This is a genomic window from Thermodesulfobacteriota bacterium, from assembly GCA_026415035.1.
In the GTDB taxonomy this organism is placed as follows: Bacteria; Desulfobacterota; BSN033; order BSN033; family UBA1163; genus RBG-16-49-23.
In genome coordinates this window covers 21,823-41,124 of the sequence record JAOAHX010000022.1, presented here as the reverse complement: position 1 = coordinate 41,124, position 19,302 = coordinate 21,823, and the positions used below count along the sequence as shown (strand labels likewise).

At 57.3% G+C, this 19,302-nt stretch carries 20 protein-coding genes and 2 pseudogenes; 12 read left to right on the top strand and 10 right to left on the bottom strand.

What is annotated here, in order from left to right:
* Position 1: 1 nt before the first annotated feature.
* Positions 2-1,366: an alpha/beta hydrolase-fold protein gene (locus tag N3G78_12065; GenBank protein MCX8118654.1), complete on the bottom strand. Its 1,365-nt coding sequence runs from the start codon at positions 1,364-1,366 to the stop codon at positions 2-4.
* A gap of 207 nt (positions 1,367-1,573) precedes the next feature.
* On the opposite strand from N3G78_12065, the gene N3G78_12060 reads away from it, so the two are divergent.
* The 8 genes from N3G78_12060 to N3G78_12025 all read left to right on the top strand — a co-directional run bounded on the left by N3G78_12060 (position 1,574) and on the right by N3G78_12025 (position 9,027).
* Entirely contained in the window at positions 1,574-2,962 is a 1,389-nt protein-coding gene (locus N3G78_12060; protein MCX8118653.1) for a CoA-binding protein, read from the top strand.
* 4 nt (positions 2,963-2,966) lie between these two features.
* Positions 2,967-3,386 carry a hypothetical protein gene (locus N3G78_12055; GenBank protein MCX8118652.1) on the top strand — a complete coding sequence of 140 codons (420 nt, stop codon included), beginning with the start codon at positions 2,967-2,969 and terminating at the stop codon, positions 3,384-3,386.
* 91 nt (positions 3,387-3,477) lie between these two features.
* Positions 3,478-4,500, top strand: a complete 1,023-nt coding sequence (locus N3G78_12050; GenBank protein MCX8118651.1) for a DctP family TRAP transporter solute-binding subunit — start codon at positions 3,478-3,480, stop codon at positions 4,498-4,500.
* Positions 4,501-4,587: 87 nt separating this feature from the next.
* Positions 4,588-5,070, top strand: a complete 483-nt coding sequence (locus N3G78_12045) for a TRAP transporter small permease (GenBank protein MCX8118650.1) — start codon at positions 4,588-4,590, stop codon at positions 5,068-5,070.
* Entirely contained in the window at positions 5,070-6,353 is a 1,284-nt protein-coding gene (locus N3G78_12040; protein MCX8118649.1) for a TRAP transporter large permease, read from the top strand. The genes N3G78_12045 and N3G78_12040 overlap by 1 nt, the downstream gene beginning before the upstream one ends.
* Positions 6,354-6,432: 79 nt before the next feature.
* Positions 6,433-7,206, top strand: coding sequence for a 4Fe-4S binding protein (locus tag N3G78_12035; protein MCX8118648.1), 774 nt, complete (start codon positions 6,433-6,435; stop codon positions 7,204-7,206).
* A gap of 100 nt (positions 7,207-7,306) precedes the next feature.
* Entirely contained in the window at positions 7,307-8,140 is an 834-nt protein-coding gene (locus N3G78_12030) for a hypothetical protein (protein ID MCX8118647.1), read from the top strand.
* The gene (locus N3G78_12025; GenBank protein ID MCX8118646.1) at positions 8,137-9,027 is read left to right on the top strand and encodes a DUF362 domain-containing protein; all 891 of its coding nucleotides are present in this window, start codon (positions 8,137-8,139) and stop codon (positions 9,025-9,027) included. The genes N3G78_12030 and N3G78_12025 overlap by 4 nt, the downstream gene beginning before the upstream one ends.
* A 115-nt stretch (positions 9,028-9,142) precedes the next feature.
* Here N3G78_12025 and N3G78_12020 read toward each other — a convergent pair whose 3' ends face one another.
* The 6 genes from N3G78_12020 to N3G78_11995 form a co-directional block, all read right to left on the bottom strand.
* Positions 9,143-9,307 (bottom strand): zinc ribbon domain-containing protein, encoded by a 165-nt coding sequence (locus N3G78_12020; protein ID MCX8118645.1) that lies wholly within the window; start codon positions 9,305-9,307, stop codon positions 9,143-9,145.
* Positions 9,308-9,384: 77 nt separating this feature from the next.
* A complete protein-coding gene (locus N3G78_12015; GenBank protein MCX8118644.1) occupies positions 9,385-10,620 on the bottom strand; it encodes an MFS transporter in 1,236 nt (411 codons plus the stop codon).
* On the bottom strand, positions 10,607-11,782 hold the full coding sequence (locus N3G78_12010; GenBank protein ID MCX8118643.1) for a ribonuclease H-like domain-containing protein: 1,176 nt from the start codon (positions 11,780-11,782) through the stop codon (positions 10,607-10,609). Before N3G78_12010 ends, N3G78_12015 begins: the two co-directional genes overlap by 14 nt.
* A 162-nt stretch (positions 11,783-11,944) precedes the next feature.
* On the bottom strand, positions 11,945-14,398 hold the full coding sequence (locus N3G78_12005) for a DEAD/DEAH box helicase (GenBank protein ID MCX8118642.1): 2,454 nt from the start codon (positions 14,396-14,398) through the stop codon (positions 11,945-11,947).
* Positions 14,379-15,500 (bottom strand): GAF domain-containing protein, encoded by a 1,122-nt coding sequence (locus N3G78_12000; protein ID MCX8118641.1) that lies wholly within the window; start codon positions 15,498-15,500, stop codon positions 14,379-14,381. Before N3G78_12000 ends, N3G78_12005 begins: the two co-directional genes overlap by 20 nt.
* A 10-nt stretch (positions 15,501-15,510) precedes the next feature.
* On the bottom strand, positions 15,511-15,804 hold the full coding sequence (locus tag N3G78_11995) for a DUF454 family protein (protein ID MCX8118640.1): 294 nt from the start codon (positions 15,802-15,804) through the stop codon (positions 15,511-15,513).
* 96 nt (positions 15,805-15,900) lie between these two features.
* Here N3G78_11995 and N3G78_11990 point away from each other — a divergent pair, with 96 nt between their 5' ends.
* The 4 genes from N3G78_11990 (at position 15,901) to N3G78_11975 (ending at position 17,965) form a co-directional block, all read left to right on the top strand.
* Entirely contained in the window at positions 15,901-16,470 is a 570-nt protein-coding gene (locus N3G78_11990) for a sigma-70 family RNA polymerase sigma factor (GenBank protein MCX8118639.1), read from the top strand.
* Positions 16,467-16,979 (top strand): zf-HC2 domain-containing protein, encoded by a 513-nt coding sequence (locus N3G78_11985; GenBank protein MCX8118638.1) that lies wholly within the window; start codon positions 16,467-16,469, stop codon positions 16,977-16,979. The genes N3G78_11990 and N3G78_11985 overlap by 4 nt, the downstream gene beginning before the upstream one ends.
* On the top strand, positions 16,976-17,413 hold the full coding sequence (locus tag N3G78_11980) for a hypothetical protein (GenBank protein ID MCX8118637.1): 438 nt from the start codon (positions 16,976-16,978) through the stop codon (positions 17,411-17,413). Before N3G78_11985 ends, N3G78_11980 begins: the two co-directional genes overlap by 4 nt.
* Before the next feature lie 129 nt (positions 17,414-17,542).
* Positions 17,543-17,965, top strand: a complete 423-nt coding sequence (locus tag N3G78_11975; protein ID MCX8118636.1) for a hypothetical protein — start codon at positions 17,543-17,545, stop codon at positions 17,963-17,965.
* Between the two features lie 16 nt (positions 17,966-17,981).
* Here N3G78_11975 and N3G78_11970 read toward each other — a convergent pair whose 3' ends face one another.
* The 3 genes and pseudogenes from N3G78_11970 to N3G78_11960 form a co-directional block, all read right to left on the bottom strand.
* Complete coding sequence (locus N3G78_11970) at positions 17,982-18,788, bottom strand: protein-glutamate O-methyltransferase CheR (protein ID MCX8118635.1); 807 nt, start codon at positions 18,786-18,788, stop codon at positions 17,982-17,984.
* Positions 18,778-19,050, bottom strand: a pseudogene (locus N3G78_11965) (methylated-DNA--[protein]-cysteine S-methyltransferase). The gene N3G78_11970 and the pseudogene N3G78_11965 overlap by 11 nt, the downstream one beginning before the upstream one ends.
* 3 nt (positions 19,051-19,053) lie before the next feature.
* A pseudogene (locus N3G78_11960) lies at positions 19,054-19,263 on the bottom strand (hypothetical protein).
* Between the last annotated feature and the right edge of the window lie 39 nt (positions 19,264-19,302).

Sequence of the window (19,302 nt, the reverse complement as noted above, 5' to 3'; positions counted from 1 at the left end):
CTCAGGGCGAAGACACGGAATGACCTAAAAGGAGCCCCCGGAAAACCTCCGAGTGGTGCCGCAGCATATTTCCTGCCCGGCTTCGCCAGAACTGGTAATTATGCTGGGAAGTTCCGTTGAAAGCCTGGGCCGAGATCCGGCGGCTCGCCGCGGCCAAGGCCTTCTCGAAATTCCGGTTCCCTTCGACGATCCAAGGATATCCCTCTTGTTCTCCATAGTCGAAATAGATCCAGGGGGGCAATCGCTTGATCCCCCTTTTTGCCAGCAGGCGGAGGGGATTGTTGGAAGCGATGTAAAAAAGGTCGAGACGAGAACCCGGAGGGAGGCTCTTCGGGTCGAGGCGTCCGAAGACCTCCAAAAATTCCGGGAGGACCATCTTCAGGGTCCATCGATTCCTGAGGAGCTCGAGGTCCAGCAGCCCGCTCTGACTGCTGATGGAATGGAAGAGGTCGGGATACTTCAGCCCCAATTTCATGGCCCCGAACCCGCCCATCGACATCCCTCCGATCCCTCTGACGGGCAGAAGCCTCTCTCTGTAAGGGGATCGGGTCTCCAAATGTCTGACCAGTTCGAGGAAATAGGTCTCGTATTGCCCTAAGGCGCCCGGTTGCATCCAAAGGAAAGGGAAGAGCGAATAGTTCCAAGACTCCCTCGGGTGGAACCCATCGCAGGGCCCTCGATTTTCTGTTTCGGGAAAGAGCCTCCTTCCTTCGTTTTCATCGGTATAGAATCCGTTGTCTCCGTCCGGCAGAACGAGGACCATCTTAAGGATAGGCTGGAAGGGGTCATCCAAATTTCCCCCTGGGTGGAGATTATGGAGGACAAGGGATTGGGCAATCTCCCTCGGATGGTAGTCCTCCTTCAGGAGACCCCCGTGGATTGAAAGCTCATAAAACCGATCCTCCAGGGAACGTTGCAACTCCCGATAGGTCCGATTTTTTGAATCCATCATCGCATAGGCAATCACCGCGATGTCTTCATGGAGAAGCCAATGGTATTCCTCCTCCTTGGCTTCGCAGAGATGCTTCCGCACCTCTTCGGGAGATTTGGCTTTCCAACGCCATCCCCTCCGATGGAAATTGTACCCGTGAAGAAGATAAAGGTGGGGATACCGCATTTTGGGATTTTGGTAAAAATCGATGGGAAGGATGACGAAAAACCCCTTCTCCTTCCCCAACACCGTGGAGAAAAAGGTTTCGTACCGGACCAGGTAGGAATAGCTCTGGGTGGGTTTGGGATGGAGGAGATAAGAAAGCTCCCGATCTTCAGGACAACAGGGATGGCCTCCGCCCAGGGCCTCGGTCGTCCCGTGGATCGAGGAGAGGATGAGCAGAAGGAGCAACGCAAGGAAGGCAGGCCGATCCATCCTTCACCTTCGATAGGGATCCGAATACGCTTCCTGCCTACATTCTACAACAAAGGAGGGGCTTCCCTCCATTTCAAAAACAGTGTATATTCAAGTTTACCCAGAACCCCTTACCCTCCAGGGTCGGACGGAGAGGACCTCGGAGGGCCTTCCTCGAAAGGGGATTCAAAGGAGCGAAAGACCCGAGGGAACCGGAAAGGAAGAGCCATGAGCCAAGACCGAGAGGCACTTCACGCCATCTTCGAACCCGAGGCGGTGGCGGTTATCGGCGCCTCGGATAACCCAAACAAGCTCGGATCCCATGTGATGAGGAGCTTGACCGAGGGGAATTATCCCGGCCGGATCTATCCGGTCAACCCGGGAAAGGCCGAGATCTTCGGGATTCGGACCTCCCCTTCCCTTCTCGAGATTCCTGACAGGGTGGAACTCGCCATCATCGTTCTTCCGGCCGAACAGGTGCCCAAGACCCTTCAGGTCTGCCGCGAAAAGGGGGTGAGGGGCGTCGTCCTCATCACGGCGGGGTTCAAGGAGATCGAGGACCGAAGGGGCGAACTGTTGCAACGGGAGATCACCGAACTGGCCAACCGGTCTGGAATAAAGATCATTGGCCCCAATACCTTCGGCATCGTCAATCTCCACCTCCCCCTGAACGCCACCTTCACCCCCGAATTCTCGAGGGTCAGAAGAGGAAACATCGCCTTTGTGAGCCAGAGCGGCGGGATGTCCCACCTCTTCGGTTTCTTAACGATGCGCCACTCCGTTGGATTGAGCAAGATCGTGGGGCTTGGGAACCGTTGTAATGTCGATTTCTGGGACATGGTGGACTATCTCGATCGGGACCCCCATACCGGAGTGATGGCCCTTTATCTCGAAGGACTGGACCAGCCGAGACGATTGCTCGAGGCGGCCAAGGCAGGAGCAGCCGGAAAACCGATCGTCGCCTACAAAACAGGCCGTTCCTCGACCGGAGACAAGGCCTCCCAGTTCCATACAGGGTCCCTCGCCGGCAGGCATGAAATCTACGAGGCGGCCTTCAAGCAATCCGGTATCCTCACCGTCAACAGCTCGGAGGAACTTCTCGATGCGGCGAAGGCCCTGGCCCTCGCTCATCTCCCAAAAGGAAACCGGGTGGCGGTCCTTTCGGGACAGGCCGGGCCTGGAATGGCCGCTTGCGACGTGTGTGAGCGGGAGGGACTGCTTGTCCCCCCCTTCTCCCCCACCACCCAGGAGAAGATCAACCGCCTTCTGCCCCCTCTGGCCATACGCACCAACCCCGTAGACATGGGACCCGCCTGGTACGATTCCGAGGCCATTCGCGGAACGGTGGAGGCCGTCTTAAAGGACGAGCGAATCGACGCCCTCCTCTTCTGCATCATGTTCGCTTCGGCCAACCGCTCGGCCGTAGGGACCCTGGCCGACGCCCTGGTCCGGATGGAGATCGACAAACCGATCCTCTGCTGTATGTCGGCCCCGGAGGGGATCTGGGACGAAGAGATCGGACGCCTTGAGGCAGCGGGGATGCCCAACTATCCCACACCGGAGCGGGCGGCCAAGGCCCTTTCGAACCTTGTGAGATACCGAAGATTGAATCGTTGACCTCATGGGCTTCTTCAATGCGTTGACGGTCAGGATATCGTTGGGGATCATCGGAGGGGGGCTCTATGGCCTGCTGGCCTATGGGCTCGTCCGGCTCCTCGGGGCCCCCTCCGGGGCGGCCCTTTCCGTCGGATTCCTGACGTTTGCCTTTTATGTCGGCTCGAGGCTGCTCCTCCTCTTTTCCGGGGTGGACACGCCCTACTACTCCAAGCCAGGAAGGGATTCGGAGCCCGAAAAGACCCCCTTCCATCAGGCAGCCCAGAGGATCGGCCGTTTCTACCACTATCACGACCTCCTCCTCTTCGCCTTTTTGACCCTGGTGGCCCTCGGGTTTCTCCTCTCCCTTGCGGTAGATGGCTTCCAAGGCAAGCCCTTCGGACAGACCTTCTTCGACTTCGTACACCCATTTTTCGAGGAGTTCTAAGAGCGTCCAACCCTTCCTTGTCAAAACGGAAAGGATTTGTTAAAAAATTTTCACCCTTAGGGAAAGGGAAACTTTGAAGAGGAGGTCAAAGATGTTTAGAAAGATGCTTTTCGCTACCGTCGTCTTTGGTCTTGTCCTGTTCGGGATCGGCGAAACCGGGGCCACCATGTACAAACCGGAATACAAGTTGAGCCTCGTCATCGGACCCCAAACGCCTTGGGGCCAGGCGGCACAGAAATTCGCCGATTTGGTCAAGGAGCGTTCCGGAGGGAAAATCAATATCAAATGCTACTTCGCCGGGCAGCTCTTTGCGGGGATGCAGACCAACGAATTCCTCATCCTCCGGCAGGGAGTGGCCGATTTTGCCGTCGGCTCCACCATCAACTGGTCGCCAGCCGTCAAAGAGCTCAACCTCTTCTCCCTTCCCTTCTTCTTCCCCGACTACAAACATCTCGATGCGGTCAAGGCAGGGGAACCCGGCAAGAAACTCTTCAAGATCATCGAGGAACGGGGGGTGGTCGGCCTCGCCTGGGGAGAAAATGGGTACAGGGAGTTGACCAACTCCAAACGGCCCGTTCGTAAACCGGAAGACCTGGAAGGGCTGAAAATCCGCGTGGTGGGTTCCCCGATCTTCGTCGACACCTTCAGGGCCATGGGAGGAAATCCCGTCTCGATCAACTGGTCCGAGGCCCTGACCGCGCTCCAGCAGGGGACGGTCGATGGCCAAGAGAACCCCGTCGTCTCCATCATCATCCCGTACAAATTGTGGGAGATGAACAAACATATCACCATCTGGCACTACACGATCGACCCCCTGATCTTCGGGGTGAGCAAAGCCACCTGGGAGGGCTTCGACCCGAAGGATCGGGAGATGATCGCCAAAGCCGCCCAGGAGGCCGCCGCCTGGAATCTCAAGGAGGCGAGAAAAGGCCTGGAGGGCAGCACGGAGGCCATTGACCTTCTGAAAGGGAAAGGCATGGAGGTCGTCGTCTTCACGGCAAAGGACATGGAAGTCTTCAAGGCCAAGACCAAATCGGTCTATGATAAGTGGGTACCGGAGATCGGGGCCGATTTGGTCAGTGCGGCGGATAAGGTGATCAAAGGCGTCAAATAATCCAATCCCTTCCGGCCCCCTCTGGCCTTGGGAAAGGATTTCGTTCCGATCTCGGGTCGAGAGGGGGCAAGTCGGGGTCGAATCATGATGCTCAAAAGAGGGAAGTGGCTGGCCTCCCATCTGGAAGAAGTCCTCTGTGTCTTCCTCTTTGGCCTCATGGGCCTCATCCTGTTCGTCAACATCGTCTCTCGCTACCTGCTAAAATTTTCCCTCGCCTTCACCGAGGAGCTGGTCGTCAGCCTCTTCGTCTGGGTCACGCTCCTGGGGTCAGCCATCGCCTTCCGTCAGGGGACCCATCTCAGTTTCACCTTTCTCACGGACCGGCTTCCCCTCAAGGCCCGGAAACTCCTTCTCTGGATCAGTGCCCTTTTAGGAGCGATCCTCTTCGCCCTTCTGATTTACTTCTCGATCCTCCAGATCAAAGAAGAGGTGGCCTTGAAAATTACCTCGAGCGGCATCGGGGTCCCCCAATGGTGGTACACCATCGGGATGCCGATCTGGAGCCTCCTGGTTATCTTTCGAATCTTTCAAGGCGCCTACCTGGCCTGTCAAAGAGCTGGAAAAACCTGATGGAACCGGGAATCCTCTTCTTCGGGCTCTTCTTCCTCCTCCTTTTCCTCGGGGTTCCGATTGCCATCAGCGTCGGGATCACGGCGATCGTCTTCCTCTATCAGTACCATCTGGGCATCATGGTCATCTCGACGAACTTCTTCGCCAACATCGCCAAATTTCCGCTCCTGGCCATCCCCTTCTTCATCCTTGCCGGATTCCTCATGGACCGGGTTGGGCTCTCGAGGCGGTTGGTCAACCTTCTGAACCTTCTCATCGGCCCGATTCCGGGAGGCCTGGGGTTGGTGGCGGTGGCGGGCTGCGTCTTCTTCGGAGCCATCTCTGGGACCGGCCCTGCGGATACGGCGGCCATCGGCGCGGTCATGATCCCGGCCATGGTGAAACGGGGTTACGACAAGGGGTTTGCATCGGCCCTCGTCGCCTCCGCGGCCACGACCGACGTCCTCATCCCGCCCAGTGTCGCCTTCGTGGTCTATGGGGTGATCACGGAAACGTCCATAAGCGGCCTCTTCGCCGCAGGGGTCGTCCCTGGGCTCATCATGGGGCTGGCCCTGGTCATCCCGGTCTACCTCATCTCGAAAAGAAAGGGATGGGGCGGAGAGCGATGGGGAACCAAATCCGAAATAAGGAAGGCCTTCAAGGAGGCGATCTTCGGTCTGCTCGCTCCCGTGATCATCCTGGGGGGGATTTACGGGGGCATCTTCACGCCGACGGAGGCGGCCGTCGTCGCCGTCTTTTATGGCCTCGTGGTCGGGATCTTCATTTATCGAAATCTGAAGATGAAGATCCTTTACGAGGTGCTGAGGGATGCTGCGGTGGCCACCTCCGTGGTCATGATCGTGGTCGCCTTCGCCGGGCTCTTCGCCTGGACGGGCTCCACCCTCGGCGTCATGGATCGAGCCGCCAAGGCCCTGCTCTCCTTCTCGCAGAATCCCATCGCCCTCCTCTTGCTCTTAAACCTCCTGCTCCTGATCGCGGGGATGATCATGGATGCCATCTCCATCTTCTATGTCTTCCTCCCCATTCTCCTGCCGGTGATCAGGCATTTCGGGTGGGACCCGATGTGGTTTGGCGTGATGATGGCCGTCAACCTCTCCATCGGCACCGTGACACCGCCGGTGGCCTTAAATCTCTATGTGGCCGCCAATCTGGCCGAGATCTCGATGGAGCGCATCTCCCGGGCCGCCCTTCCCTTTGTGGCTGCCCTGATCGTTGCCCTTTTAATCATCACCTACCTCCCCGGCCTCTCCCTCTGGCTTCCTGACCTCTTTGGTCTCCATTAGTGCGAGGGGCCTTTTGCTTTCCATGGGGGTTTTCCCCTATAATGGAAGAGAAGGGCAGGCTGAAATCAGGAGGCTCTCCATGAAAGAGAAGATCAAAGCCTTCCTCTTGGGGCTGGGGGTGGACGATGTCGGCATCGCATCCGTCAGGGACTATAGGAGCCCCAGGTCTCCCGACATTCAATCGATCTTTCCAGGGGTCCGATCGATCGTGGTCCTCGCCCACAAGGCCCTCTCCAATTGTGAGAGCGGCAATATGCAGATCGCCATGGGCGGTCGGCTCGACGAGATCGAGTTTGCCCGATCCACCAATTATCGTCTGGCCCGCTTCTTAGAAAAAGAGCTGAAGGCCAAGGCCATGACCGTTCCCCCTTCTTACCCCCTCTACATGAGTGACGAAACCAAGGGAACCATCGGCGATGTCTCCCTGCGCCATGCCGCGATTGCAGCCGGATTGGGCCATCTCGGCAGGCATAACCTCGTCATCCATCCCAGGCTCGGATCCCGGGTCCTTTTCACCGCCGTTCTCACCAACCTCGATCTGCCCTCGGATCCTCCGGTCACGGAAACGCTCTGCACGGGCTGCCACCTCTGCGTCACGAGTTGTCCCGTCGGAGCCCTCGACGAAGAGGGTAAAACCGACGACATGAAGTGCCTTAAAAACAGTCAGCCCTATGGCATCGGCAGCGCCATCCGCTTCTGGACGAAATTCGCCGAAAGCCCGATCGAAGACCAGAAGAGGATGATCAAGGACGTCCACTTCTGGCGTCTCTATCAGGCCGGCTTCATCGGCTTTCAATACTTCTGTTTCAACTGCTTTAAATCGTGTCCTGTGGGGCAAAATGGTGAAACCTGACCGGATCCTTCCCCTGGCCTCTTTCCTTCTGATTTGGGGGACCTTCATGACCGCCCAACCTTTCGCCTTTTCAGCCGAGAAAGAGGGGAGGAGGGGGGAGATGAGGAGATTGCTCCCCTCCCAGCTGGAGGACTATAAGGCGGAGGGAAAGGAGGAGTTTTACGACCGCCAGACCGCCTTCAAATATATGGACGGTGCAGCCGAGCTTTACCGTGCCTACGCCTTTAGCCTCCTGATGGTCCGAAAATATGTCAAAGAGGGCCACCCCGCCATCGTGGTGGAGCTCTACGATATGGGCGCCTCCGAAGATGCCTTCGGGATCTTTTCCTACCAGACGCCGGAAGAAGAGGTGGGAATTGGTCAGGGGTCAGATTACGGAGGCGGCCTTCTCAGGTTCTGGAAAGGAAGGTATTTCGTCTCCCTCTTTGCTGAGAAGGAGACCGCCACCACCAAGGTCGAACTCCTGAAGATCGGCAGGGCCATCGCAAAAAAGATCAAGGAGGAGGGGACGCTTCCGACATTGATCCAATACCTCCCCGAAGGAGGGCTGACGAAAAATGCCATCCGTTACTTTCGCCATCCCCAGATTCTCAACCATCACTACTTCCTCGCTCACGAAAACCTTTTGGGTTTAGGAGAGAAAACCCCTGCGGTCCTGGCCCCCTATCTCCTGGGGGGCGAGAAAGACAGGGCCTTCCTTCTCCTGATCCAGTATCCCGGACGGAGGCAGGCGGAAAACGCTCTGAAGAGGTTTATGAAGGCCTATATGCCTGAGGCCCCGCCCACCCAAACCGTAAAAACGGAAAATGGAAAATGGACCTCCGCCACATTAACGGAGAGGTATCTCCTTATCGTCTTCGACGCACCTTCGCAAGAAAAGGCCGAAACCCTGATCGAATCGGCTCAGAACCGCTTGAAACGAGGTCGCCCATGACATTCCGCAAGATCATCACCCGGAGGGATTTCCTCCGAAGCACGGCCTATGCCACGTTGGGTGCGGCCATAGGTTCCTCGCTCACGGGAGGATCGGAGGGAGGGGACAGGGTCAAAGTGGTTCTCGTCCGTGACGAGAACGCCATCGACCCTCAGGGCCACCTCAACGCAAAGGTCGTGCAGAGGATGCTGGATGAAGGCGTCTGTGCCCTTTTAGAGGAGACCGATCCCGTTCAGGCCTGGAAGAGGCTGATCAAACCCCATGACATCGTGGGCGTCAAGAGCAATGTCTGGCCTTATCTTCCCACCCCTCCGGAGCTCGAAGAGGCCATCGTCAGGAGGGTGATGGATGCGGGCGTTTCGCGGAAAAATATCGCGATCGACGACCGGGGGGTTTTGAACAATCCCATTTTCAAATCCTCCACCGCCTTGATCAATGTCCGCCCCTTGAGGACCCACCATTGGTCAGGCATCGGGGGCTGTATCAAGAATTACGTGATGTTCGTCCCGACGCCATGGCTCTACCATGGAGAGGCCTGTTCCCCACTGGCCTCGATTTGGAACAAACCGATCGTCAGGGGAAAAACGAGGCTCAACATCCTCAGCCTCCTCCGAACCCAGTTCTATAATCGTGGCCCCCACCACTTTGACCCGAGATTCGTCTCCGACTACAAGGGCCTTCTCCTCGGAAAGGACCCGGTGGCCCTCGACGCCGTGGGGGCGCGATTGCTCCAGCTCCAGCGGATCGCCTACTTCAAAGAGGATAAACCCCTCGAAACACCGCCCACCCATATCTTCGCCGCCGACGAGAAGTATCGCCTCGGCGTCAGCGATCTTGGCCGCATCGACATCGTCAAATTAGGTTGGACGGAAGGGACGTTGATCTGAGGAAAAAGAGGCCCCTTCGGTGCAAAGGGATATCCCTTCCGAGACGGCTCACCTCTCGGTCTCGGAAAGATTCGACTGGGGGAGTCGGGGGATTCGGATCGGGTGATGGCAGGGGTTAACTCTTCCTCGAGGTCTTGGCCTGGAAGAGACTGATTTGCTGTTCAACCTTTTTATTGCCACATTTGGGGCATTTGGCTTTCCCCTCATCGTGATCCTTGATGCTCATCACGAGAGAGAATTTCTTCTTGCATTTCGGGCAATGATAGTCGTAGGTGGGCATCCGCTCTTCCTCCCTCCTTCTCGAGGTCGTGGACCTCTACCATTTCCCTTTGCCCCGATAATATAAAAATTCGATCCCTACCTGTCAAGGGGTTTTTGCTTCAAAGGCCAGAGAAGGAAAGGGCCGATCATCGCTCCCAATCCCAGGACCATGAAGGCCCACCCCCAGTTGGCGACATATCCCGTTCGAACCGCCGCTTCCGCGGGGTTGGTCAGATCCAGCACGAACCCAAAGGCAATCGGAGACAGGGAGGCCGCTGTCCATCCGAGGAAGGATTGTAGGGCCAGGGTTCTTCCCAACCCTCCCCGGGGGGCCAGTTCCGTGATTCCGGTGGAGAGCACCGAAGATTCTCCCGTCACCAGGAATCCATACAGGATCGAGAGGCCCACGATCCAGGGCAAAGGGGCGCCTCTCATCCATCCGATCGACAGGGAGAGGAGGCTGCTCCCCACCATCACGACGATGATCGTGGGGACCCTTCCAAAGCGATCGGAGAGGGCTCCGCCTATGGCATTGGAGAGGGCTCCTGCCAGCGTCACGAAGGAGGCGATCACCGCGCTGAGGCTCGTGGCCTTCTCGATGCCCCCCTGGTCGGTGAGGAGGCAGGCGGTCAGAAAGGCGACGATCCACCCTCTCATCCCAAACATCTCCCACATATGGGCCGCATATCCCCCGATCATGCGCAAGGCCGGCCGGTGGTTCAAAATCTCTCGAAGGGGCATCCTCCTTCCCTCCTCTCCCTTTGCTGCAGCCCCCTTGCCGAAGGTGAAGAGGGCAAGAAACCCTCCCAGCATCGGCCCAAGGGAGGTCAGGAAGAAGGCCCATCTCCAGGAGTAAAGGGAATAGAGCGTGCCGGTGACGAAGAGGGAGATGGCCGCTCCCAGGGTGAACGTCCCCACATAGATCCCGACGGCCCGGCCTCTCTCGAACGGCCCGAATCGCTCGGAGACCATCCGCAATCCGGGCATATAGGTCCCGGCAAACCCGATGCCCATGAGCGTCCTCAGGATGAGGGCGGAGTTAAACCCCTCTGCCCAGAACGCAAAGAGCATCCCGGCCCCCCCCGCCCAGAAGGAGGAGAGGATATAGATATATGGGGTCGGGACGTAATCGGTGAGCGAGGTCAGGAGGACGACGGCGAGGAGGTAACCGATCTGATAGGAGGAGTAGATCCACCCCGCCTGGCTGTTGGTCAAGGACCACTCTTTCTGAAGGATGGGGAGGAGGGCGGCGTAATTGTTGAAGACGAGCATCGTGCCGATCTCGGCAAGGGAGAGCCAGAGCAACCACCGATACCGCTCAGGGAGTCGCATTGCGGGACTTCTTCGCCAATCGGCCCTTCCTCAGGAGGAGGCTTTCGATCTCCCTCCCTTGGTGGGAAGGGGTCAGGGCCAAGGCCCGGTCCACATAGTCCATGGCCTTTTTAAAGTCCTTCAGCCGATGCTCATGAAATTTGGCCAGCTCGAGGTAGGGATGGGCATCCTTGGGGTGGGGGAAGCTCAACATCTCCTCCCAGACCGACCTCGCCTGTTCGATCCTCCCCGTCCGCTTCAATGCCATGGAAAGCCATTTCATCACCTCCCAGGCCAGTTCATCGTCACACCGTTTCAGGGCGGCCTCGAAGCAGGGGATGGCCTTCTCCCGTTCCCCATGATCCCAGAAGAGCCGACCCAGCGAGAAGTGCTCGATCCCTTTCTTCGGACGGGCGGCCTGAGGATCGTGATAGATGAGATGGATCCTCGCCGTGAGCGCCACCATCGCCAGGATGTCCATCCGGTTGTGGTAGAAGACCCGGTGGATCTTTCTCGCATCCCGGGTCTGAAGGTACTCGAAATAGAGGGAAGGAATCCATTCCGAGGGCACATCCTCCTCTCGCTCCATTCCCAGGAGCCTGGCCTCGAGCGTCACCAGCCTGCAGTTCTCATAGGCCCCTCGCCAGATCTTCCGCGATGGATAGAGGAGGTCGAAGTTGGGAATCTCCCGGATCCGGGTGCGTATCCTCGATAGGATCATCCGGGTCTCAAGAAGGGGGACGTCATAATGGCGGCCGTTGAAGGTGACGAGAAACCCGAAGGAGGTGAGCGTCTCTTCGAGAAGGGAGAGGGCGGCCCTCTCTTCAGAGAAATCTCTCACGAAGAGCTGTCGGATGATAAAACCCTCCCCGCGAAAGAATCCCAAGCCGATCAGAAAGGCCAGGGTCCCTGTCCCGCCTGAAAGGCCCGTGGTCTCGGTATCGAGGAAGAGGGTCTTTTGAAGGTCGAGCGATTTGAGGCGATCATCCCTGACCAGGAGGTGGGCCGGATAGGTGGGAATGGTATGGATCTCGGCCAGGGTCATCGCCCCATATCGAAATTGGGGAGGGTAATATGTCTCGGTCCGAAAGGTAGTGCCCTCGGGGGTGTTGACGACCTCTCCTTCGATCAGCCTCTCGATGGGGATGGGCTCTCGATGCCAAGGGGGGCGTCCTTCCGGCAATCCTTCTTCAAAAGGGCGCCTCAGGTCTCCTTCCCGCCCGCCCTCGGGAGGGAGACCGGGGGCCTTCCATAACGAGGTCAGCTGACGAAGTCGCTCTTTCAATTCCATCGATTGAAAACTTCCAAGCCCTTGGAAGGGGACTGGACCTTTTCTCGATCTTCCCTACCCCCTCTGGACTCCGAGCCTCAAAATTTCTTTCAACAAGGCCTGGGCCACCCTTTTCGACTTCTCTCCCACCTCTTTCACCGGTCCCACACAGGAGGGGCATCCGTGGGCGCAATCGCATTTGGAAATCAGCCTCTCCGCTTTCTCGAGAAGCACCGGTGTGTCGTCGAAGAGCTGTGGACTGAACCCAATCCCTCCGGGATAGTTCTCGTAGAGGAAGAGGGTGGGCTCGAAGGGGCCGAGGGTCTCCTTCGAGACCTCCTCTGGTTCGCAGAAGGAATACCACCCTTGGGCATCTCTCGAGAGCCGCAGGAACCATCGGGCTCCCCGGTCTCCCACACAGCGGTTGAGGTCATGGGGATCGCACATGAGATGGAGGGAAGCGACGGAATGGAGGGCATAACTCAGGCCCAACACCCCTTCGATCAACTCCAGTCTGGAATAGGGCAACCGATCCAGCCATTCCTTACGAAAGGTCATCCAGTAAGCGGCGGTGTGAAATTGGAGGTCCGGCAGTTCGATCTTCCCGTACCCCAAGTTCTCGAGGGTATAGAATTTGATCTTTTTGTAGCCCACCAGGCGCGTCAGGACCCTCACCTCGCCATGCTCATAGACGATCCCCTCCCCCTGTCTCGCCGCAAATCCTTCCAGGATGGCGACATCGGTATAGTCGATGGCCTCGGTGTAATAATCCCCTTCGGCCTTTTTGACATAGGCCCTCCGGTTGGGGTAATCCAGCCTCTCCACCGAATAGATCTCGGATTCACAGAGGTAGACCGCGCCCTCATAGAGGGTGGTATGGGCGGCGACGAAGTCGACCTCGGCGATGACCTCCTCCTTCTTCTTCGTCGTATCGACGACGACGAAGTTCTCCTCGGAGGAGGACCGAAGGCTCACCTTCTCCGCGGGATAGGCCTCCCGGGCCCAGTACCAGTGTCGGTTCGCCTGATGGAGGATCCCCTTCTCTTCAAGAAATTGGAGCATCTCCTTCAGGTCCTCTTTTCCGAAACGTTCCCCTTCCCGAAAGGGGAGCTCGAAGGCCGCGCACTGAAGGTGGCTGAGCAAGATGAGGAGGTTGTCGGGATTGATCAATCCATATTCCGGCGACCTTCCGAAGAAGTAGTCCGGATTTTCCACGATGAACTGGTCCAGGGGCAGGCTTCTCGCGATGAGCACCACCAGCGATCTCTCCCCCCGCCTCCCCACCCTGCCGGCCTGTTGGTAGGTGCTGGCGATGGTCCCGGGGTAGCCCACGATGAGGCAGACGTCGAGGTCGCCGATGTCGATCCCGAGTTCGAGGGCATTGGTGGAGACGACCGCCTTCACCGCTCCTTCTCGCAACCCCCTTTCGATCTCCCGCCGAACCTCCGGGAGATAACCGCCCCGATAGCCCCTCACCTTCCCCCTGTCTCCGATCTCCTTCTCAAATCGGTCCTTGAGATATTTGGTCAGCACCTCGACCTGTAGCCGGCTCGTGGCAAAAAGGATGGTCTGGATGCCCTTCTGGAGGAAAGGGGTGGCCAGTCGCCTCGCCGCATGGAGAGGGTTCCCCCGGATCCCGAGCTCCTTGTTGACGAGAGGGGGGTTGTAGAAGAGAAAGATCTTCTCGGAGGAGGGAGCGCCGTTTCGGTCAATCAAAACGGTGGGCCGTTCCAGAAGCCTCTCTGCCAAATCTTTCGGATTGGCGATCGTGGCGGAGCAACAGATGAACTGGGGCGAGGCCCCGTAAAATTCGCAGATCCGCTTCAACCGTCTCAAGACATTGGTCATATGGGAGCCGAAGACGCCTCGGTAGGTGTGGAGTTCATCGATCACCACGAACCTCAGTCCCTGGAAGAAGGACGCCCACTTGGTATGGTGGGGAAGGATGCCCGTATGGAGCATATCCGGATTGGTGATGACGACATCGCCCTGGCTTCGGATCGCCTGCCGGGCCTCGGCCGGGGTGTCCCCATCATAGGTGAACGCCCGGATGGGTCTCCCCACCCTCTCGATCAGATCCTGAAGCTCAACCCTCTGATCCTGAGACAGGGCCTTCGTAGGAAAGAGATAGAAGGCTTTGGTGGAGGGGTCGGAAAGCTTCTGATTCAAGACCGGAAGGTTGTAACAGAGGGTCTTCCCTGACGCGGTGGGGGTCACGATGACCACATCGCGGCCTTCCTGAATGGACCGCAGGGCTTCGGCCTGGTGGGAGTAGAGCGTGGCAATCCCTTTCGACTTCAGGGCCTCTCTCAAGAGGGGGTGGAGGAAGTCCGGAACGGGCCGGTATTCTCCCTCCCTCTTCTCAAACACCCGCAGGGCCGTGATACAGGAGGAGATCCCTTTCGTCCGCTTCCACGTCTGAAGGACCTCTTCGATGGACAGGCCAGAGGTCTCCCTGCCGAGGGACCTCCTTGCCCCTTCCGAACCCCCTGCGGTCAACTCAGGGTCTTCACACCTCTCCCGCCTCATAGGCTTTGATAAAGGCCTGAACCACGGCCTCGTCGAACTGGGTTCCCGAACACCTCTTCAATTCTCTGAAGGCCACCTCTTTGCTCATTCCTTTCCGATAGGGCCGATCCGTGGTCATGGCATCATAGGTATCGGCCACGGCGATGATCTTGGCCACCTCCGGGATCTCCGCTCCCCTTAAACCCTCTGGATACCCCTTGCCATCCAGCTGCTCATGATGATGTCGGATCCCCGGGACGATCCGCTTGAGCTGCTTGATGTGGTCGATGATCTCCGCCCCTAACGCGGCATGGCGCTTAATCGCTTGGTATTCTTCCGGGGCCAGTCGGTCCGGCTTCCGTAGAATCTGATCGTCGATCCCGATCTTGCCGATATCGTGGAGTGCCGCCGAGATCTTCAGCCACTTCATCTCCTCGGGTTTCCATCGAAGCTGCCTCGCAATGGCCAGGCTGTATTGGGTCACCCTCTTCGTATGCCCGCCGGTATAGGGGTCCCGCTTCTCGATCGCATCGGCAAGAGATTCGGCCGTCTCAAAAAACATCTCCTCCAATTCCTGGTAGAGTCGGGCGTTGTCCAGGGCGATGGCCACCTGGTCGGAGAGGGATTGGAGAAGAAGGAGGTCCTCCTCGTCGAAGGCCCCTCCATCCCTCTTGTTGATCGCCTCCAACACACCGATCGTCCTTCCTTTGATCTTGACGGGAACGCAGATGAGATTCCTCGTCTCAAAATCGGTCCGCTCATCCACCCCTTTATAAAAGCGCAGGTCCTGTCCGGGGGTGTTGACGATCAATGGCTCCCCCTGCTCTGCCACCCATCCCGCTATCCCCTCGCCGAGGTTAAGGGCGATCTCCTTCACCGCCTCCCCTTTCTCGCCCAAGGCGACTTCAAAATAAAGCCGATGCTTCGCCTCGTCGATGAGGAGGAGTGAGCCCACTTCGGCCTTCATGAGCTGGGTGGCCGCCTCCATCGCCCTCTTCCTGACCTCCCTGGGATCGAGGGTGGAATTCAGAATCTGTCCCAGATGAGACAGCAGACGAAGCCTCTCGGCCCTCTCTTCGATCCGTTCGAGCGTCTCCAACCCTTTCACATCCCCCTCAGGCATTGAAATCTCCTCAGCCCAGAGGCTTCTTTTCTTCCCCCCGGGAGGGCTCCTCCGCCTTTTCGCCCCTCTTAAACCACTTTCTCAATTTTCCCCTCCACTTCTCCATATGCTCATGATAATGAGGATGACGTTCTTCAAAACGTCTCACCCACCCCTTGACCCTGGTGCTATGGGTGGAAAGAATGAGAAGGCCGATCATGAGGAAGAGAATCCCTTGAAGGAAGGGGAGAAAGAGACCCAGGAGACCCAACCCGATGAAGAACCACCCGATGAGGAGGAAGAGGATGCGCTTGAGGCCTTCCATTTGCCCAGCCTGTTGGGAAGTTTTACACTAATGGGGTCCCAAAATCAAGGCAGATGAATAATTCCCATCCCCTTTCGTCTAAAGAGGTAAGGTCGATTGGATGAGAAAGAAGCCGAGCTGATTAAGCGCTGCCAACAAGGCGATCAGACCGCGATGAGGGAAATCTTTGAGCAGCACCATCGGAGGGTCTACCGGATCGCTTACGGCGTGGTTCGAAGGAGGGAGGACGCCCTCGATGTGGTGCAGGAAGTTTTTATCAAGCTTTTCCGTTCCTTAAAAGGTTTCAAAGGGAAATCGACCCTCTCGACCTACCTCTATCGTCTGACCCTGAATGCGGCGATCGATCATTGTCGGCGGTCGAAGAAGACTCCGGGGGTCAGCCTCGAAGCAACGGGAGACATCCGGGCCGTCGAGGCGGAGGAGGGACGGCCGGACCAGCTGGCGGCTCGAAAGGAACTCGAAGCCATCATGAAATGGGCGATCGATCAACTCCCCCGTGAGCAGCGATCGGCCCTCCTGCTCCGGGAGATCGAGGAACTCTCCTATGCCGAGATTGCCGAGACGATGGGCTGTTCCATCGGCACCGTGATGTCCCGTCTCCATTATGGGAGGAAGAGACTTCTGGAACTTTTGAAAGACCACCTTAAAGGGGAAGGAAACCGATGAAAGGTCCTTGCCAATCCATCACGAGACTCCTCGAGAGATATTTCGACCATCAGGCCACGGAGGAGGAGAAGGCCCTCGTCGAACATCACCTCCGCACCTGCAAACCCTGCACCGAAACCCTTCAAGGTCTCGAACGATTGAGGGCAGCCCTGAAAGCCCCTGTCGAAGAGGCCTTGAAGGACGAAACCTTCCCTTGGATATGGGAGAAAATCGAAAGGGGCCTCCGAGAACAAAAGGAGCCCTCTTGGTGGGAAGGGTTCCGCTCCTCTCTCGATCTGGCGCACCTGATGAGAAAGAAGATCTGGGTTCCTGCGGTGGTCACGGCGGCAACCCTCCTCCTGTTTGTCCTTCCTCTCCTCTTTAAGAAGACCCCTTCCGATTTGGATCGACCTGTTGTAGAATTTATCGAAAGCGGGGTTTATAATGTCATGGTCTACGAATCCGAAAAGGAGAAGGTGACCGTCATATGGCTATTCGAGGGCAACGCCAATGGATTTCCGTTATCGTGATCCCTATCCTCTCCCTCCTGGGGATGGGGATTCTTTTCGGTTCCCTTCCCAACCCCGTCGGGGCTCAGGTCCAAACCCGATTGAGGGTGATCGAAGCCTCCAACGTGGGAAGCACCATCGATCCCGCTTTGAAGGACCTCCATGGTCAATTGGGCTCCCTCTTTCGCTATACCTCCTATCGGCTCCTAAGGGATGAGCGGTTGAACCTCGTACCGAACCAGCCCACGTCCATTCCGATGCAAGAGGGCCGAACCATCGAATTGACCCAATTGGGATCTCAACCCCACATAGCCGAATTACGGGTGAGGATCAAGAAGGACGGGACCGACCTCCTCAATACCCAAGTAAGGCTCTCCCCGAACAGGACGGTTCTCATCGGAGGTCCGACGCTGGGCCAAGGCGTGGCCATCTTGGCCCTCTCGGCCAATTTTTAATGAGGGACCTATGAAACGCCCCTCCCTCCCATCCCCGCCAATTCCCTTAGGCCCCATTGAATAAACCCCATTCCTCGGCCGTCTAAAGAGTCAAAAACGAAGACAGAGGGTTTGAAAGGAGGGAGGTTTATGGGAAAGAAATTTCTGAGATCGGTCCTGATCCTCTTCTTTATCACCCTACTTACCATCCCATCTGCCGAGGCGGGCTCAAAGGCAAGATATCGCTGGCAAGGGGCAGCCATGGCCCTTGGAGCTGTGGCCTTAGGAGGCTTGATTGCCCACCAGATTCACGCCCATGTGCCACCTCCTCCTGCTCCGGTGGTCCTGGTTCCCCCTCGAGAGCCCTCCTATTGCCCCCCTCGGACCGAATATGTCCCAGGCCGCTGGGAAGTGGTTCGGGAATGGGTCCCTGGTACCTGTGAAAGGGTTTGGGTCCCGGGCCACTACGATCGGTGTGGAAACTGGGTACCGGGCCATTATGAATACCGAGAGACCCCTGGCTATTATGTGGAGAGAAGGGTCTGGGTCGAAGGGCATTGGCGCCACTATTGAGAGGTGAGGCACTGGCCTACGGGTGTGGAAGAAACTTCTGATAGATGCCTCTATCCGGTAGAACCGGAACAAAGAGGGTAGGAAAGGTAAGGGGCAGGGATTCCTCCTTTCCGATCACCAGATACCCTTCCTCGCTGAGACTGGAGGCGATCTTTTTTAAAACGGCCACTTGGAGGGGTTTGATAAAATAGGTGAAGGCCACATTCCGGCAGAAGACCAGGTGCATCCCGGAATAGGGATCACGTTGAAGGATATTTTCCCGCCGGAACGTGACGGATTCCCTGAGGCTTCGATCGAGCAGGTAAGAGCCGTTGATATCCGTAAAATAGGATGTCAAAAAAGGGCTGGGAATTTCCTTGAGGCTGCTCTTCTTGTAGATCCCCGCCGTTGCTCTCTCAAGCAGGGATTCGCGGATGTCTGTGGCCAAGACGGTGAGGCGAACCTCCGGATAATGCTTCTCAAACCTCTCTCTCCATAAAATCGAAAGGCTATAGGGCTCTTCGCCGGATGCACACCCGATGGACCAGACCTTCATTTCCCTCCGTTCCTTATTCTTCAGGATCGATGGAAGCACCGTCTTTTCGAGGGCTTCAAAGACCTCCCGGTCCCTGAAAAATCTCGAAATGGTGACGGTGAGGATTTGGGAGAGACGATCCCTCTCTTCGGGATCGTTTCGGACCTTGAAGAGATAATCCCCCAAATGGGTCAAACCAAGTTCGAGGAGCCTCCGCTCGACTTTTCGTTTGACCCCTCTCCTCTGGAAAGGTCGCCATTGAAGTCCGAGAAGCGGTCCGACCTCTTTGAGAAACTCTTCAAAGGACATGGGCCTTTTCGAATTCTAACAGTTTCCTTTTGACCTCCAGGCCGTGGCCGAAACCGCCCAAACCGCCGTCGCTTTCGATGACCCGATGGCAGGGGATGATCAGGGGGACGGGGTTCTGGCCGTTGGCGTTCCCTACCGCCCGGAAGGCCCTGGGATGGCCAATCCTCTGGGCGATCTCCCGATAGGATCGGGTCTGTCCATAGGGGATCTTCCTCAGGGCGGTCCAGACCTTCATTTGAAAAGGTGTGCCTCTCAGATCCAACGGACAATGGAACCGTCTCCGTGTCCCTTCTAAATATTGTTTCAATTGCAGGAGGACGTCTCTGTTTCTCCTTTCATCCTTGATCGCCCCGCCGGGAAAGCGATCCTTAAGTCTTCTTAAAAACATCCTCTCCGAGGTCAAAAAATCGACCCTGCAGACCCCTCTCTCAGTAGAGGCCACAAACACCTCTCCCAACCATGAGGTGTCAAAGGAGGCGTAAAAGACCTTCTCCTTTTTGGGCCCTTCCGTTTC

Coding starts and splice junctions, on each gene's coding strand:
- N3G78_12065 (MCX8118654.1), bottom strand. CDS start 1,366: ATGGATCGGCCTGCCTTCCTTGCGTTGCTCCTTCTGCTCATCCTCTCC.
- N3G78_12060 (MCX8118653.1), top strand. CDS start 1,574: ATGAGCCAAGACCGAGAGGCACTTCACGCCATCTTCGAACCCGAGGCG.
- N3G78_12055 (MCX8118652.1), top strand. CDS start 2,967: ATGGGCTTCTTCAATGCGTTGACGGTCAGGATATCGTTGGGGATCATC.
- N3G78_12050 (MCX8118651.1), top strand. CDS start 3,478: ATGTTTAGAAAGATGCTTTTCGCTACCGTCGTCTTTGGTCTTGTCCTG.
- N3G78_12045 (MCX8118650.1), top strand. CDS start 4,588: ATGCTCAAAAGAGGGAAGTGGCTGGCCTCCCATCTGGAAGAAGTCCTC.
- N3G78_12040 (MCX8118649.1), top strand. CDS start 5,070: ATGGAACCGGGAATCCTCTTCTTCGGGCTCTTCTTCCTCCTCCTTTTC.
- N3G78_12035 (MCX8118648.1), top strand. CDS start 6,433: ATGAAAGAGAAGATCAAAGCCTTCCTCTTGGGGCTGGGGGTGGACGAT.
- N3G78_12030 (MCX8118647.1), top strand. CDS start 7,307: ATGAGGAGATTGCTCCCCTCCCAGCTGGAGGACTATAAGGCGGAGGGA.
- N3G78_12025 (MCX8118646.1), top strand. CDS start 8,137: ATGACATTCCGCAAGATCATCACCCGGAGGGATTTCCTCCGAAGCACG.
- N3G78_12020 (MCX8118645.1), bottom strand. CDS start 9,307: ATGCCCACCTACGACTATCATTGCCCGAAATGCAAGAAGAAATTCTCT.
- N3G78_12015 (MCX8118644.1), bottom strand. CDS start 10,620: ATGCGACTCCCTGAGCGGTATCGGTGGTTGCTCTGGCTCTCCCTTGCC.
- N3G78_12005 (MCX8118642.1), bottom strand. CDS start 14,398: ATGAGGCGGGAGAGGTGTGAAGACCCTGAGTTGACCGCAGGGGGTTCG.
- N3G78_12000 (MCX8118641.1), bottom strand. CDS start 15,500: ATGCCTGAGGGGGATGTGAAAGGGTTGGAGACGCTCGAACGGATCGAA.
- N3G78_11995 (MCX8118640.1), bottom strand. CDS start 15,804: ATGGAAGGCCTCAAGCGCATCCTCTTCCTCCTCATCGGGTGGTTCTTC.
- N3G78_11985 (MCX8118638.1), top strand. CDS start 16,467: ATGAAAGGTCCTTGCCAATCCATCACGAGACTCCTCGAGAGATATTTC.
- N3G78_11975 (MCX8118636.1), top strand. CDS start 17,543: ATGGGAAAGAAATTTCTGAGATCGGTCCTGATCCTCTTCTTTATCACC.
- N3G78_11970 (MCX8118635.1), bottom strand. CDS start 18,788: ATGTCCTTTGAAGAGTTTCTCAAAGAGGTCGGACCGCTTCTCGGACTT.